We start from the raw sequence: 13,285 nt of genomic DNA, 5'->3' as shown, positions 1-13,285 counted from the left end.
GTAAATGCGAATTCATCACCTCGGGGTCTTTAATAACAATGCGCTTCCCACCTCTTCCGCTCCATGCCCGGCAGCACCTTTCTCGACAATGTATTGGCTATAGCTTGCTGCTGGCGGCCGGTGGCATTGGGTGCGCAGTGACAACCACCAGCGTCATGGCTGCCTCTGCTGTTCAAAACTACAACATCGCCGCGGGGCCGCTGGATAGCGCATTGAATCAGTTCGCGTCGGCTTCCCATGTGATCCTTTCATTCTCTCCGGAACAGACAATCGGCCGCACAAGCCCGGGCTTGCGCGGTAACTATTCAATAGAACAAGGTTTCTCGGCCCTGCTGCAGGGGGCGAAGCTGCAGGTAGTCGCGCAATCTCCTGGCAGCTATGTCCTGCAATCCGTGCCTGATGATGGGTCGATTGTTTTATCGCCGACGAACATAGACAGCACCCAATCCGGTGGTTTCGAGTTACCGGATCGTGGCTACAAGGCTGAAAACAGTCGGGTGGGAACTAAAACCAGCACGCCACTTGCCGAAACACCACGCTCGGTTTCGATAGTCACTGCGCAACGCATGAAGGATCAGAAAACCCAGACTCTTACAGAGGCATTAGGTTATGTGCCGGGTATTTTTGCGCCGCCTTTCGCTGCGGGTGACAACCTGGCGGGCGACCTGTTCTTCATCCGGGGTTTCAATGCCACCGACTACGGTTATGGCTTGATGCGTGACGGTTTGCGTGTGCAGGGCAATCGTTATGACACCACCACTGAGCCTTACGGACTTGAACGAGTCGAGATATTCCGCGGGCCATCGTCGATTCTCTACGGCGAAAATGCGCCAGGCGGTCTGGTCAATCTGGTCAGTAAACGGCCGACCGACAATTCCCAGGGCGAGGTCCTGCTCAGCTACGGCTCCAACAATCGTCGGCAATTGGGTGTGGATATCTCCGGCCCTTTGAATGAAAGCGGTAATGTTCTGGGGCGAGTGGTCATGCTCGGGCGTAATGCTGACACACAGACAGATCACGTCCCCGATGATCGACTCTACATCGCACCTTCGCTGACGTTGAATTTCGATGATTACAACAGCCTGACTCTGCTGAGCAGCTATCAGAAAGACCACACCAATATGGAGTTGGGATTGCCAGCTGCGGGCACTTTGTTGCGCAACCCGAATGGCAAGCTGGACAAGGACACAATGCTCGGCGTTCCGGACTGGAACACTTTCGAACGTGAAATGTGGAGTGCTGGCTATGAGTTCAGCCACAGCTTCAACGATGACTGGCAATTCCGGCAGAACTCGCGATACATGCAGTCGCGCATCACCCGGCATGAGACCTGGCCAGGGAGTCTCGACAACGCCGGGTTCGGTACCCAGCTGAATGTCATGGCCTATGATCGCTATAACAAATCAATGGTTTACTCACTGGATAACCAGCTGGAAGGTAAATTCAACAGCGGTGGTCTGGAGAACACCGTCCTGTTTGGTGTCAGTGTTGACCGCACATCATTCAGCCAGGACTGGGATGCCGGCTTCGCGGGCCGCATCAACATTTATGATCCCGTTTACGCGGGGGATCCAGTGACATCCAGTCCTGTACAGAACACGCTTCTTGAACAACAGATGCAGGGGGTGTACGGGCAGATTCAGAGCAAATACGACCAATGGATCTTCTTGTTGGGTGGCCGTCAGGATTGGGTCGACAGCGACTTCCGCAACAAGCTTGCCCCGGCTGGCGACCTTAGCGCCAGCGACAAGAAGTTCACCTATCAGGGCGGGGTCATGTACCAGTTCGACAACGGCCTGACACCGTATGTCAGCTACTCGACTGCTTTTGTTCCTGTGCAACAGATATCCAACGGCGGTGCTCCGCTGGACCCTATTACCAGTAGCCAGTATGAAGTGGGTTTGAAATACGAGCCTCGCGGCTGGAACACCTCCCTTACGGCTTCCGTCTACGATCTGCGTAAGAAGGACGACACTTACTTCGATACGACCAGTGCCAGTTACCGACAGGTTGGGGAAAGTCGCTCCAAAGGCGTTGAGCTTGAGATCAACAGTGATATCAACCAAAACCTGAATATCACCGCTTCCTATTCCTACACAGACGCAAAAGTGATCAAAGATGCTCCAGGTTCACTTATTGAAGGGCACCAGATCACCGGCGTTCCGCGCAATCAGGCATCAGCATGGGCTAAATACCGTTTCCTGAACGGCTATCTGAACGGGTTGCATGTTGGGACAGGCATCCGTTATTTCGACAGCACCTTCTCCTACACACCGACGGCGCTGTACGGAAAACTCGATGCCGGCGACGTGACATTGGTAGACGCCAATATTGGCTACCAGATAGACAAGAATTGGTCAGTTGACGTAAACGCCAAGAATCTCTTCGATAAGGAATACGTGTCGGGATGCAACGACGCGGGCCGCTGTTACTGGGGAGACAGCCGGACGCTGTTGGGAACCGTCAGCTATAACTGGTAGGGTTGTGGATAAGTTGGCCACTGTCGAGTTATCCCCAGTGGCCAACGCTCCCTATCTATTTTCCGATGCAGAAGCTGGAGAAAATCCTGCCGAGCAGATCATCGGAACTGAATGCGCCGGTAATTTCCGCAAGAGACTGTTGAGCCTGGCGTAAGTCTTCCGCCAGTAACTCGCCGGCTCCCGCCAATGTCAGCTGGGCCCTGCCGTGCTCAAGCGAGTCACCTGCATGGCGCAACGCTTCCAGGTGACGTCGGCGGGCGCTGAAGCTGCTTTCCGAGGTTTGCTCATAGCCCATGCAGGCTTTGAGATGCTCGCGCAATAAATCCAGGCCTTCACCGGCAGACTTGGCGCTCAAACTAATGGTGACGTGGCCATCATCACTTGTCTGCAACTGGATGGTGTCTCCACTCAGATCTGCCTTGTTACGGATCAAGGTGACTTTGGCTGGATCCGGCCTCTGCTCCAGAAACTCTGGCCATAGCGAAAAAGGATCGAGTGCCTCAGGTGCAGTCGCGTCCACCACCAGCAGCACACGATCAGCCTCGCCGATGGCCTTCAGAGCTCGCTGTACCCCAATCTTCTCGACCTGATCTTCAGTATCGCGCAGCCCTGCAGTGTCGACGACGTGCAGTGGCATGCCATCAATGTGGATATGTTCACGAAGAATATCCCGGGTGGTGCCCGCAATTTCTGTAACGATGGCTGCTTCTTTACCCGCCAGCGCGTTCAGCAGGCTGGACTTACCCGCGTTAGGACGTCCGGCGATCACTACGGTCATGCCATCCCGTAACAGGGCACCTTGCCCGGCCTCACGCATCACTGTGGATAACTCGTCTCGTACCGCGTCGAGCATGGATAGCACGTGACCGTCAGCCAGGAAATCAATTTCCTCCTCGGGGAAGTCGATCGCAGCTTCGACATAGATACGCAAGCTGATCAACTTCTCAGTCAAGTTATCCACACGGCGCGAAAACGCGCCCTGTAATGAACGCAATGCATTGCGTGCAGCCTGTGCGGAACTGGCCTCAATCAGATCAGCGATGGCTTCGGCCTGTGCCAGATCCAGCTTGTCATTAAGGAAAGCGCGTTCGCTGAATTCGCCGGGTCTGGCCAGACGGCTGCCCAATTCGAGACAGCGCTGCAGCAGCATATCCAGAACAATGGGACCACCGTGCCCCTGAAGCTCGAGAACGTCTTCGCCTGTGAACGAATTAGGGCCCGGAAAATAAAGCGCAATCCCCTCATCAATAACGTGCCCGGCGCCATCTTCAAACGGACCGTAGTGCGCAAATCGCGGTTTCAGGGTTCTGCCTGTGATAGCTGAGGCGGCCTTGGCGGCAAGAGGTCCGGAAATACGCACGATGCCTACCCCGCCGCGGCCTTGGGCGGTGGCGATGGCTGCAATGGTTTCACGTGGGGCATTCATGGTCCGGCTCCAGGACAAATAGCGGATAGCAAAACGCCCCACTAGGGGGCGCCTTGTAATACTTATTCACAGGTTAGATCAAGCTTCGGCTTTTTTGGTCGCCGCTTCGATCTTGCGAGTGATGTATGCCTGTTGAGCGATCGACAGGGTGTTGTTCACAACCCAGTACAGAACCAGACCAGCAGGGAACCACAGGAAGAAGAACGTGAAGATGATTGGCATCATTTTCATGACCTTGGCCTGCATCGGATCCGGCGGTGTTGGGTTCAGACGCTGCTGGATGAACATGGTAGCGCCCATGATGATCGGCAGGATAAAGAACGGGTCTTTAATCGACAGGTCAGTTATCCACAGAATCCACGGTGCCTGACGCATCTCGACGCTTTCAAGCAGAACCCAATACAGCGACAGGAACACCGGCATTTGTACAAGAATTGGCAAACATCCACCCAGCGGGTTGATCTTCTCTTTCTTGTACAACTCCATCATTGCCTGCGACATTTTCTGACGATCGTCGCCATGCTGCTCTTTCAGGATTGCAAGTTTTGGTGCAACTGCGCGCATGCGAGCCATGGATTTGTAGCTGGCTGCCGACAATGGGAAGAAAAGACCCTTGATCAGCATGGTCAGGAAAATAATCGACCAGCCCCAGTTACCCACAATGGCGTGGATGTGTTGCAGCAGCCAGAAGATAGGCTGTGCAATAAACCACAGGATGCCGTAGTCGACAGTCAATTCCAGACCTGGGGATAACTCTTTCAGCACTGCCTGGCTTTTCGGACCCGCATACAACGTGGCGCTCAGCTCGCCTTTACTACCCGGTGCAACAGTTACAGCCGGGCCAGTAAAACCGATGATGTAGTTGCCCTGGTTGTCTTTACGAGTCTGAACGGCGTTGGCAGTGTCCTTGCTCGGGATCCACGCGGTTACGAAGTAGTGCTGCAACCATGCAACCCAACCACCCTGGACGGTTTCCTTGAGTTGAGCCTTGTCGATATCTTTCATCGACACTTTTTTGTAAGGCTCGCCGGCTGTCCACAGTGCGGCACCCAGATAGGTCGCAGTACCGGTGGCAGTTGTGGAGGAAGGATCATCGCTGCCATCACGTTTCAGTTGGGCAAACAGGTTGCCCGACCAGGGCTGAGCGCTCTGGTTGTCGATTTCATAACTCACAACCAGATCGTACAAACCGCGCTTGAAGGTAAAGCGCTTGATGTAGTTGACACCGTTGTCGGTGAACTTCAGGTCGACAACCAGATTTTCCTGACCATCAGCGAGTTGATAGATCTTCTGTGCAGACGAGTAAACCGGACGACCAGCCGGGCGTGCATCGGGACCGTTGTTGCCAGTCAGACCGCTTTGCGCCAGGAAGGTACGTTCGCCACCATTGTCAAACAACTGAAATGGCACATCAGGATGGTCCTGACGACGTGGATACAGCGGAAGTCTCAGCTGAACGACATCGCCGCCGACTGGATCGATTTCCAGGCTGAGCACGTCGGTTTTGACCTGAATAAGGTCTTTGCTGACAGCTGCTGGAGTTTCCAGCGGCGCAGCCACTTCGCCATTTGCGCTAGGAACATCGGCACTCGCAGAAGGTTTTGCACCAGTAGCCGTGTCCGGAATACCCGGTGCAGGGGTGCTGGCAGCAACATTCTGAGTCGGCATGGCGGCCTGGCCGTAGTCTTGGTTCCATTTCAGAACCCCGACATAGGTCACGATTGCCAGGGCGACGATCAGGATCGTGCGTTTAATATCCATGATTACTCGGCCATCGAAGAAGAACGGGAGGTAGGGACAGGCGGAACCGGGTCATAACCACCGGGATTCCACGGATGACAGCGACCTAAGCGACGAAAGGTCAGCCAGCCACCGCGCAGAAGACCATGATTTTCAATGGCTTCATACGCGTAGCAGGAGCAACTGGGGTAGAAACGACAGTGGCTGGCCATTAGCGGGCTAATGGCATAGCGATAGAACTGGATCGGAACGAGCGCCAGTTTACGCATCGGTACTATCTACCCCTACAGTTTCGGTTTTTACTTCTGGAACCGGCCGGCTGCGTGCCAGGCGTTTCCATAGCTTGCCGAAATGCTGAATCAATTCGGGGCTTTCTACGTCACCCAAGCCTTTACGCGCGACAATCACAATATCCCACCCGACCAAGTTGTCTTGGTGGTGGCGAAATGATTCGCGCATCAGGCGTTTCAAGCGGTTGCGCTCAACGGAGAGTTTGACGCTCTTTTTACCGATAACCAGCCCCAGACGGGGATGATCAAGGTCGTTATTGCGCGCAAGGAGCAGGAGATTTTTCCCCGGAACCTTGCCGGTAGGGGAGTCAAAGACTGCCTTGAAATGCCGGGGGGTAAGCAAACGCTTTTCCCGACTGAAGTCCTGACTCACCTCCAGTGCCGGATTATCAAACTGCCAGACGCGCGCGACCTTTGGCGCGACGACGCGACAGTACGGCGCGGCCGTTCTTGGTGGCCATGCGAGCACGGAAGCCGTGAGTGCGAGCGCGTTTGATAGTGCTTGGTTGGAAAGTACGTTTCATGGCGTGTTACCTGGTTCGTCCACAACGGGCCGGAATGGCCCCCGTTTTAAGAGACCGGGGATTCTAGAGAAAGCAAGCCTCTAGGTCAATTTCCAACCAGCGTTTCCTTCAATTAGTTATGTAACCGGTTCTGGATCACTTTTTCCAGAGACCTGAGGTTTTGCGTCACGCCCAGATATAGAAATAAAGAAGAGAAGTATTTAAAGCTTCTTTATAGAGCTTATTAAAGCAAGGTACGCCCTTCGCTGTGGATAACCTGCTCAGAGCCTTTTAAATCAGGATGTACAGAGAATGACAACACTGTCGAGAAACGGTGCTCTGCCTGTGCTGCGCTGTCGGAAAACCTGTGTGTGGAATGGTGTTTTATCCACAGGCCGCTTATCCACAGATTTCAGGCCTGGGTTATGCAACGGGCTGAGGCCGGGTTATCCACAGAGCTTATGCACATGCCATTGGTCGGCTTGATGGTAGCTGAATATCTGATTTATCCCGTTCGACTGATCACCTACATGTGGATAAGTACTGACGCGGTCGGTACAATGGCGGCTGTTTTTGCCTCACCGGCTTTTAACCTAGGGGATGTCCGTGTCATTGGAACTTTGGCAGCAGTGCGTAGAGCTTTTGCGCGATGAGCTGCCTGCCCAGCAATTCAACACCTGGATCCGTCCGCTACAGGTTGAAGCCGAAGGCGACGAGTTGCGTGTCTATGCACCGAACCGTTTTGTTCTCGACTGGGTAAACGAAAAGTACCTCGGTCGTTTGCTTGAACTGTTAGGTGAGCACGGTCAGGGGATGGCGCCTGCGCTTTCTCTATTAATAGGCAGCAAGCGCAGTTCAGCTCCCCGCGCAGCCCCGAACGCCCCATTGGCTGCAGCGGCTTCGCAGGCAATGGCCGCGAGCCAGCCTGTTAGCCAGGCTCCTGCACCCGCTCAAGTGGCTGCTCCAGCGCCGGTACAGCAGCCATCACAGATTAACGACGAACCCTCTCGTGACAGTTTCGATCCAATGGCGGGTGCCAGTTCCCAACAGGCCCCTGCTCGTGCTGAACAGCGCACGGTTCAGGTAGAAGGCGCGCTAAAGCACACCAGCTATCTGAATCGCACCTTCACGTTCGAGAACTTCGTTGAGGGTAAGTCCAACCAACTGGCCCGGGCTGCGGCCTGGCAGGTAGCTGACAACCCCAAGCATGGTTACAACCCGCTCTTTCTTTATGGTGGCGTTGGTCTGGGTAAAACTCACTTGATGCACGCTGTGGGTAATCATCTTCTCAAGAAGAACCCGAACGCGAAGGTTGTGTACCTGCATTCGGAGCGTTTTGTGGCCGACATGGTCAAAGCGTTGCAGTTGAACGCTATCAACGAGTTCAAACGTTTCTATCGCTCAGTCGATGCGTTGCTGATCGACGATATTCAGTTCTTTGCCCGCAAGGAACGGTCCCAGGAAGAATTTTTCCACACCTTCAATGCTCTGCTCGAAGGCGGTCAGCAGGTCATTCTGACCAGCGACCGTTATCCGAAGGAAATTGAGGGGCTTGAGGAGCGCCTGAAGTCGCGATTCGGCTGGGGCCTGACAGTTGCTGTCGAACCTCCGGAGCTTGAAACCCGCGTCGCGATCCTGATGAAAAAAGCGGATCAGGCAAAGGTCGATCTGCCTCACGATGCAGCGTTCTTCATTGCACAACGCATTCGCTCCAACGTGCGTGAGCTTGAAGGCGCGCTAAAGCGTGTTATCGCTCACTCGCACTTCATGGGGCGTGATATCACTATCGAGTTGATCCGCGAGTCGTTGAAGGACCTGTTGGCACTGCAGGACAAACTGGTGAGTGTGGATAACATCCAGCGCACCGTCGCCGAGTATTACAAGATCAAGATTTCCGACCTGTTGTCCAAGCGTCGTTCCAGATCTGTAGCCCGGCCGCGTCAGGTGGCGATGGCATTGTCGAAGGAACTGACTAACCACAGTCTGCCGGAAATCGGTGATGTGTTTGGTGGTCGTGATCACACAACCGTTTTGCACGCCTGCCGAAAGATCAATGAATTGAAAGAATCCGACGCGGATATTCGCGAGGACTACAAGAACCTGCTGCGTACACTGACCACTTGATGACATCAGCGCAGCTTATTAAGGCAAGGGACTAGACCATGCATTTCACCATTCAACGCGAAGCCCTGTTGAAACCCCTGCAATTGGTCGCCGGCGTGGTCGAACGCCGCCAGACCCTGCCGGTGCTCTCCAACGTGCTTCTGGTCGTCGAAGGGCAGCAGCTCTCGTTGACCGGCACTGATCTTGAAGTCGAACTCGTTGGTCGTGTTCAACTTGAAGAACCTGCTGAACCGGGCGAGATCACTGTCCCTGCCCGCAAGCTGATGGACATTTGCAAAAGTCTGCCGAACGACGTGCTGATCGACATCAAGGTTGATGATGCAAAGTTGATCGTCAAGGCTGGCCGTAGCCGCTTCACGTTGTCGACATTGCCAGCCAATGACTTCCCGACTGTTGAAGAAGGCCCTGGTTCGCTGACCTTTAACCTGGTTCAAAGCAAGCTGCGTCGTCTGATCGAGCGCACCAGCTTCGCCATGGCTCAGCAGGATGTTCGTTACTACCTGAACGGCATGCTGCTGGAAGTAAGCGCAGGTGTGCTTCGCGCTGTTGCCACCGACGGTCACCGTTTGGCCATGTGCTCCATGACCGCTGATATCGAACAGGCTGATCGGCACCAGGTGATCGTGCCGCGTAAAGGCATTCTGGAAATGGCTCGCCTGCTGACCGAGCAAGATGGCATCGTGAGTATCGTTCTGGGTCAGCATCACATTCGTGCGACCACTGGCGAGTTCACGTTCACCTCCAAGCTGGTTGACGGTAAATTCCCGGACTACGAGCGTGTGCTGCCCAAGGGTGGCGACAAGCTTGTATTGGGTGATCGTCAGGCATTGCGTGAAGCGTTCAGCCGTACGGCGATTCTGTCCAACGAGAAATACCGCGGCATCCGTCTGCAACTGGCCAGCGGTCAGCTGAAAATCCAGGCGAACAACCCTGAACAGGAAGAAGCAGAAGAAGAGATCAGCGTCGACTATAACGGCGCTTCGCTGGAGATCGGTTTTAACGTCAGCTATTTGCTCGACGTACTGGGCGTGATGACTACCGAGCAGGTTCGTTTGATTCTGTCTGACTCCAACAGCAGCGCGCTGGTACAGGAATCGGATAATGACGACTCCGCTTACGTAGTTATGCCGATGCGCCTGTAACCATGTTCAGCAGAAGCTAGATGTCTCTTAGTCGCGTCTCTGTCACCGGGGTGCGCAATCTGCACCCGGTGACCTTCTCCCCCTCCCCCCGTATCAACATCCTTCACGGCGATAATGGCAGTGGCAAAACCAGCGTGCTGGAAGCCATCCATTTGCTTGGCCTCGCTCGTTCATTTCGCAGCGCTCGACTGCTACCGGTTATCCAGTACGAACAACCTGCGTGTACGGTTTTTGGTCAGGTCGATCTGGTTGAAGGTGGGCACAGCAATCTGGGTGTTTCCCGTGATCGTCAGGGGGATTTTCAAATACGTATAGATGGGCAGAACGCTCGTAGCGCGGCGCAACTTGCTGAAACCCTGCCTCTGCAACTTATCAACCCTGACAGTTTCCGTCTTCTCGAAGGAGCGCCGAAGATTCGCCGGCAGTTTCTGGACTGGGGAGTGTTCCACGTGGAACGTCGTTTTATGGCCACTTGGCAGCGCCTCCAGAAGGCCCTCAAGCAGCGTAACTCGTGGCTTCGGCATGGTACACTTGACGGCGCTTCACAAGCGGCATGGGACCGGGAGCTGTGCCTGGCCAGCGATGAAATTGATGAGTATCGCCGGTCATACATCAAGGCGTTAAAACCCGTCTTCGAACAGACTCTAAGTGAGCTGGTTGAACTCGAAGGTTTGACCCTGAGTTACTACCGTGGATGGGACAAGGAAAAAGACTTGAGCACTGTGCTCGCCTCTTCCCTCCATCGCGATCAACAGATGGGCCATACGCAAGCAGGACCACAGCGAGCTGATTTGCGACTTAGATTAGGCGCGCATAATGCGGCAGATATCTTGTCGCGTGGTCAGCAGAAACTGGTGGTGTGCGCACTGCGTATTGCTCAAGGGCATCTCGTTAGCCAGGCTCGTCGTGGCCAATGTATTTACCTTGTTGACGATCTACCGTCTGAACTGGATGACCAGCATCGCCGCGCGCTTTGCCGCTTGCTTGAAGACTTACGCTGCCAGGTTTTTATCACCTGTGTAGACCACGAATTATTGAGGGACGGCTGGCAAACGGAAACGCCAGTCGCTTTGTTCCACGTGGAACAAGGCCGTATCACCCAGACCCACGATCATCGGGAGTGATTGCATGAGCGAAAACCAAACGTACGACTCCTCCAGTATCAAGGTACTGAAAGGACTAGATGCCGTACGCAAGCGTCCCGGAATGTACATCGGTGACACTGACGATGGCAGCGGTCTTCACCACATGGTGTTTGAGGTTGTTGATAACTCGATCGACGAAGCACTGGCTGGCCATTGCGATGACATCACTATCACCATCCACCCGGACGAATCCATTACGGTCCGCGACAACGGTCGCGGTATTCCGGTAGACGTGCACAAAGAAGAAGGCGTGTCGGCAGCAGAGGTCATCATGACCGTGCTCCACGCTGGTGGTAAGTTCGACGACAACTCCTACAAAGTATCCGGCGGCCTGCACGGCGTGGGTGTTTCTGTAGTTAACGCCTTGTCCGAATTGCTGCTGTTGACTGTGCGTCGTAGCGGCAAGATCTGGGAGCAAACTTACGTTCACGGTGTTCCACAGGAGCCGATGCGTATTGTGGGTGACAGCGACACGACCGGCACCGAGATCCACTTCAAGCCTTCCGCTGAAACCTTCAAGAACATCCACTTCAGCTGGGATATTCTGGCCAAGCGGATTCGTGAGCTGTCCTTCCTGAACTCCGGTGTTGGCATCGTCCTTCGAGACGAGCGCAGCGGCAAGGAAGAGCTGTTCAAGTATGAAGGTGGTTTGCGTGCTTTCGTTGAATACCTGAACACCAACAAGACTGCGGTCAATCAGGTGTTCCACTTCAATATTCAGCGCGACGACGGCATTGGCGTCGAGATCGCTTTGCAGTGGAACGACAGCTTCAACGAGAACCTGTTGTGCTTCACCAACAACATCCCACAGCGTGACGGCGGTACTCACCTGGTGGGCTTCCGCTCCGCGCTGACGCGTAACCTCAACGCCTACATTGAGCAGGAAGGTCTGGCCAAGAAGCACAAGGTGGCGACCACTGGTGACGATGCGCGCGAAGGTTTGACTGCGATCATTTCGGTGAAAGTACCGGATCCGAAGTTCAGCTCGCAGACTAAAGACAAGCTGGTTTCTTCCGAGGTTAAAACTGCAGTAGAGCAAGAGATGGGTAAATACTTCTCTGACTTCCTGCTGGAAAACCCGAACGAAGCCAAGGCGGTTGTTGGCAAGATGATCGACGCTGCACGCGCGCGTGAAGCTGCTCGTAAAGCTCGCGAAATGACCCGTCGTAAAGGCGCACTGGATATTGCGGGTCTGCCCGGCAAACTTGCTGACTGCCAGGAAAAAGACCCTGCCCTTTCCGAACTGTACCTCGTGGAAGGTGACTCTGCTGGCGGTTCAGCCAAGCAGGGACGTAACCGTAAAACCCAAGCGATTCTGCCACTCAAGGGTAAGATCCTTAACGTCGAGAAAGCACGTTTCGACAAGATGATCTCGTCGCAAGAAGTAGGTACTTTGATCACCGCCCTGGGCTGTGGTATCGGCCGCGATGAGTACAACATCGACAAGCTGCGTTATCACAACATCATCATCATGACCGATGCTGACGTCGACGGTTCGCACATCCGTACGCTGCTGCTGACCTTCTTCTTCCGTCAGCTCCCAGAACTGATCGAGCGTGGCTATATCTACATCGCCCAGCCGCCGCTGTACAAGGTCAAGAAAGGCAAGCAAGAGCAATACATCAAAGACGACGAGGCCATGGAAGAATACATGACCCAGTCGGCTCTTGAAGATGCGAGCCTGCACCTGAATGAGTCTGCACCTGGTATTTCCGGCGAATCGCTGGAGCGTCTGGTCAACGATTTCCGGATGGTCATGAAGACCCTGAAGCGACTGTCGCGCTTGTATCCTCAGGAACTGACTGAGCACTTCGTGTACCTGCCTCCTGTCACTCTTGAGCAGCTGTCTGACCACGAAGGCATGCAAGCCTGGTTGGCACTGTTTGACGCCCGTCTGCGTGTTGGTGAGAAGTCGGGTCTGGTTTACAAAGCCAGCCTGCGTGAAGATCGCGAACGTAATGTCTGGCTGCCAGAGGTCGAACTGATCTCCCACGGTCTGTCCAACTACGTGACCTTCAACCGCGACTTCTTCGGCAGTAACGACTACAAGACCGTAACCGCACTGGGCCTGCAGATCAGTACGCTGCTGGAAGAAGGTGCTTACGTTCAACGTGGCGAGCGCAAGAAGCAGGTCACCGAGTTCAAGGAAGCCTTGGCCTGGTTGATGGCTGAAAGCACCAAGCGCCACACCATCCAGCGATACAAAGGTCTGGGTGAGATGAACCCTGATCAGCTGTGGGAGACCACGATGGATCCGTCGGTTCGCCGGATGCTCAAGGTCACTATTGAAGACGCTATCGGTGCAGACCAGATCTTCAATACCTTGATGGGTGATGCAGTAGAACCTCGCCGTGACTTCATCGAGAGCAATGCTCTGGCGGTTTCCAACCTGGATTTCTAAATCAGGTTGTGGCCGGAAACGGCCGTTTTCACTA

General features: G+C 54.5%; 10 protein-coding genes. 5 read left to right on the top strand and 5 right to left on the bottom strand.

Annotation, left to right across the window (positions count from 1 at the left end; translation table 11 throughout):
• Nucleotides 1-38: 38 nt before the first annotated feature.
• Nucleotides 39-2,480 carry a TonB-dependent siderophore receptor gene (locus tag KDX30_RS02515; protein WP_406643693.1) on the top strand — a complete coding sequence of 814 codons (2,442 nt, stop codon included), beginning with the start codon at nucleotides 39-41 and terminating at the stop codon, nucleotides 2,478-2,480.
• A 55-nt stretch (nucleotides 2,481-2,535) separates the two neighbouring features.
• Here the strand turns inward: KDX30_RS02515 and mnmE are convergent, their stop codons facing one another.
• The 5 genes from mnmE to rpmH all read right to left on the bottom strand — a co-directional run bounded on the left by mnmE (nucleotide 2,536) and on the right by rpmH (nucleotide 6,460).
• Nucleotides 2,536-3,906 carry a tRNA uridine-5-carboxymethylaminomethyl(34) synthesis GTPase MnmE gene (gene mnmE, locus KDX30_RS02510; protein ID WP_027901582.1) on the bottom strand — a complete coding sequence of 457 codons (1,371 nt, stop codon included), beginning with the start codon at nucleotides 3,904-3,906 and terminating at the stop codon, nucleotides 2,536-2,538.
• Nucleotides 3,907-3,984: 78 nt separating this feature from the next.
• Nucleotides 3,985-5,667, bottom strand: coding sequence for a membrane protein insertase YidC (gene yidC, locus KDX30_RS02505; protein ID WP_231674876.1), 1,683 nt, complete (start codon nucleotides 5,665-5,667; stop codon nucleotides 3,985-3,987).
• A gap of 2 nt (nucleotides 5,668-5,669) precedes the next feature.
• Entirely contained in the window at nucleotides 5,670-5,915 is a 246-nt protein-coding gene (yidD, locus tag KDX30_RS02500; RefSeq protein WP_027901580.1) for a membrane protein insertion efficiency factor YidD, read from the bottom strand.
• Entirely contained in the window at nucleotides 5,908-6,309 is a 402-nt protein-coding gene (gene rnpA / locus KDX30_RS02495) for a ribonuclease P protein component (RefSeq protein ID WP_231674875.1), read from the bottom strand. Before rnpA ends, yidD begins: the two co-directional genes overlap by 8 nt.
• A 16-nt stretch (nucleotides 6,310-6,325) precedes the next feature.
• Nucleotides 6,326-6,460: a 50S ribosomal protein L34 gene (gene rpmH / locus KDX30_RS02490; protein ID WP_003213577.1), complete on the bottom strand. Its 135-nt coding sequence runs from the start codon at nucleotides 6,458-6,460 to the stop codon at nucleotides 6,326-6,328.
• A gap of 585 nt (nucleotides 6,461-7,045) precedes the next feature.
• On the opposite strand from rpmH, the gene dnaA reads away from it, so the two are divergent.
• The 4 genes from dnaA to gyrB are packed head-to-tail and all read left to right on the top strand — an operon-like array spanning nucleotide 7,046 to nucleotide 13,251.
• Nucleotides 7,046-8,563, top strand: a complete 1,518-nt coding sequence (dnaA, locus tag KDX30_RS02485; protein WP_099270342.1) for a chromosomal replication initiator protein DnaA — start codon at nucleotides 7,046-7,048, stop codon at nucleotides 8,561-8,563.
• 38 nt (nucleotides 8,564-8,601) lie between these two features.
• Nucleotides 8,602-9,705, top strand: coding sequence for a DNA polymerase III subunit beta (gene dnaN / locus KDX30_RS02480; protein ID WP_027901577.1), 1,104 nt, complete (start codon nucleotides 8,602-8,604; stop codon nucleotides 9,703-9,705).
• Between the two features lie 20 nt (nucleotides 9,706-9,725).
• Complete coding sequence (gene recF / locus KDX30_RS02475) at nucleotides 9,726-10,829, top strand: DNA replication/repair protein RecF (RefSeq protein WP_231674874.1); 1,104 nt, start codon at nucleotides 9,726-9,728, stop codon at nucleotides 10,827-10,829.
• A 4-nt stretch (nucleotides 10,830-10,833) separates the two neighbouring features.
• Nucleotides 10,834-13,251 carry a DNA topoisomerase (ATP-hydrolyzing) subunit B gene (gene gyrB, locus KDX30_RS02470; RefSeq protein ID WP_027901575.1) on the top strand — a complete coding sequence of 806 codons (2,418 nt, stop codon included), beginning with the start codon at nucleotides 10,834-10,836 and terminating at the stop codon, nucleotides 13,249-13,251.
• Nucleotides 13,252-13,285: the final 34 nt, after the last annotated feature.

The sequence above is a fragment of the Pseudomonas quasicaspiana genome, assembly GCF_021147825.1.
Classification (GTDB): domain Bacteria; phylum Pseudomonadota; class Gammaproteobacteria; order Pseudomonadales; family Pseudomonadaceae; genus Aquipseudomonas; species Aquipseudomonas quasicaspiana.
The sequence above is the reverse complement of the archived record's forward strand: the minus strand, read 5'-3'. Positions and strand labels throughout refer to the sequence as shown.

What these genes read in the sequence shown, in the direction of transcription:
- KDX30_RS02515 (WP_406643693.1), top strand. Translation starts at nt 39, where the DNA reads ATGCGCTTCCCACCTCTTCCGCTCCATGCCCGGCAGCACCTTTCTCGA.
- mnmE (WP_027901582.1), bottom strand. Translation starts at nt 3,906, where the DNA reads ATGAATGCCCCACGTGAAACCATTGCAGCCATCGCCACCGCCCAAGGC.
- yidC (WP_231674876.1), bottom strand. Translation starts at nt 5,667, where the DNA reads ATGGATATTAAACGCACGATCCTGATCGTCGCCCTGGCAATCGTGACC.
- yidD (WP_027901580.1), bottom strand. Translation starts at nt 5,915, where the DNA reads ATGCGTAAACTGGCGCTCGTTCCGATCCAGTTCTATCGCTATGCCATT.
- rpmH (WP_003213577.1), bottom strand. Translation starts at nt 6,460, where the DNA reads ATGAAACGTACTTTCCAACCAAGCACTATCAAACGCGCTCGCACTCAC.
- dnaN (WP_027901577.1), top strand. Translation starts at nt 8,602, where the DNA reads ATGCATTTCACCATTCAACGCGAAGCCCTGTTGAAACCCCTGCAATTG.
- recF (WP_231674874.1), top strand. Translation starts at nt 9,726, where the DNA reads ATGTCTCTTAGTCGCGTCTCTGTCACCGGGGTGCGCAATCTGCACCCG.
- gyrB (WP_027901575.1), top strand. Translation starts at nt 10,834, where the DNA reads ATGAGCGAAAACCAAACGTACGACTCCTCCAGTATCAAGGTACTGAAA.